The 1,562-nt window shown below is 68.4% G+C and carries 4 protein-coding genes; all 4 read left to right on the top strand.

Features of this window, described 5'->3' with window-relative positions; all coding sequences use genetic code 11:
• Window positions 1-322, top strand: a 322-nt coding sequence (locus tag Q1K70_RS18630) for a DUF2975 domain-containing protein (RefSeq protein ID WP_300162956.1), incomplete at its 5' end; no start/stop codon positions are given.
• Window positions 323-329: 7 nt separating this feature from the next.
• Window positions 330-551 (top strand): helix-turn-helix transcriptional regulator, encoded by a 222-nt coding sequence (locus Q1K70_RS18625; RefSeq protein ID WP_300162953.1) that lies wholly within the window; start codon window positions 330-332, stop codon window positions 549-551.
• A gap of 10 nt (window positions 552-561) precedes the next feature.
• Window positions 562-1,158, top strand: a complete 597-nt coding sequence (locus Q1K70_RS18620; protein WP_300162951.1) for an NAD(P)H-dependent oxidoreductase — start codon at window positions 562-564, stop codon at window positions 1,156-1,158.
• An 11-nt stretch (window positions 1,159-1,169) separates the two neighbouring features.
• Window positions 1,170-1,370 carry a 4-oxalocrotonate tautomerase family protein gene (locus tag Q1K70_RS18615; protein WP_300162949.1) on the top strand — a complete coding sequence of 67 codons (201 nt, stop codon included), beginning with the start codon at window positions 1,170-1,172 and terminating at the stop codon, window positions 1,368-1,370.
• The last annotated feature ends 192 nt before the right edge of the window (window positions 1,371-1,562 follow it).

The following is a 1,562-nucleotide window of genomic DNA, read 5'->3' as shown; positions in this document are numbered from 1 at the left end:
CACGGCCTTCATGGTCACCTTGCTGCGACTGCGCAACCTCTTCGCCCTCTACAAGACAGGCAGCATCTTCAGCCTGGCCAACGTGGTCTGCTTCCGCTCCCTGTCCCGGGCGCTTTTGTGGTGGGCCGTGGCCGCGATCCTGTACACGCCGCTGCATGGCCTGGCCGTCACCGCCGCCAATCCGCCCGGCCGCCACATCCTGGCCCTCGGCCTCGGGACCGACGAGCTGGCGCTCTTCTTCGTGGCCTCCATCGCCGTGGTCATCTCCCGCGTCATGGACGAGGCGCGCCGCCTGGACGAAGAATGCGCCCTGACGGTATAGGGCGGCCATGGCGATCGTCATCAACCTGGACGTGATGCTGGCCCGGCGCAAGATGGCTTCCAAGGACCTGGCCGAGGCCGTGGGCATCACCGCCCAGAACCTGTCGATCCTGAAGACGGGCAAGGCCAAGGCCATCCGCTTCTCCACCCTGGAAGCCATCTGCCGGGAACTGGCCTGCCAACCCGGCGACATCCTGGAATACCGGCCCGACGTCGCGGAGCAGCCGTAAGGATTCCCCCATGCCGTATTCCGTCATCCTGGCCCATCCCCGCCCCGGCAGCCTCAACCACGCCCTGGCCCGGGCCGCCTGCGCCGCCATCGAGCAACACGGCGGGCAGGCGCGCTTCCACGACCTCCACGCCGAAGGCTTCGACCCGCTGCTGCCGGCAGCGGAAGTCGCCCGCGACGCGCCCCTGCCGCCCCTTATCACCACCCATTGCCGCGAGATCGCCGAGGCCGAGGGGATCGTCATCGTGCACCCCAACTGGTGGGGTATGCCGCCGGCCATCCTCGCCGGCTGGGTGGACCGCGTGCTGCGCCCGGGCGTGGCCTACGAATTCCTCGAAGGCGACGCCGGCGAGGGCGTGCCGCGCGGCCTGCTCGCGGCCAGGGCGGCCGTGGTCGTCAACACGTCCAATACCGCCCGGGAACGCGAAGCGCGCGTTTTCGGCGACCCCCTCGACCGCATCTGGAAGGATTGCATCTTCGGCCTGTGCGGCGTGGCCAAGGTCCGCCGCCGCATGTTCGAAACCGTGGTCACGAGCGATCCGGCGACACGCCGCGAATGGATCGCCCAAACCGAAGCGCTCGTGCGCGAAACCTTCTTCACTCGCTAAAGGAGCCCAACATGCCCCTGATCAACATCAAGATCACCCGCGACGGCGCGACGGCGGAACAGAAAGCCCGGGTCATCCAAGGCGTCACCAACCTGCTGCGCGACGAAATGGGCAAAAACCCGCAAACCACCGTGGTCATCATCGAGGAAGTCGATACCGACAACTGGGGCATCGGCGGCGAAACCGTCACCGTCCTGCGCGCCCGAAAGTAGGTTGGGACAGAGGAAGAGGAGGGGAGGGAAGATGCCTCCGGCGGCCGGGGGGGATGATCCCCCCCGGTCCCCCCCGACGGGGCGGATGGGGAGGCGGTCGGGAACGGCAAGCGGCGGGGCGTCGGTCGTTGTGGTCTCGGAAATGGGGCGGGCGACGCAGGCCGCAAAGCCGGCCAGCATCGCCCGCCCCAT

Source organism: Solidesulfovibrio sp. (assembly GCF_029978005.1).
Lineage (GTDB): Bacteria > Desulfobacterota > Desulfovibrionia > Desulfovibrionales > Desulfovibrionaceae > Solidesulfovibrio.
This window is presented reverse-complemented; position numbering and strand designations above follow the sequence as displayed.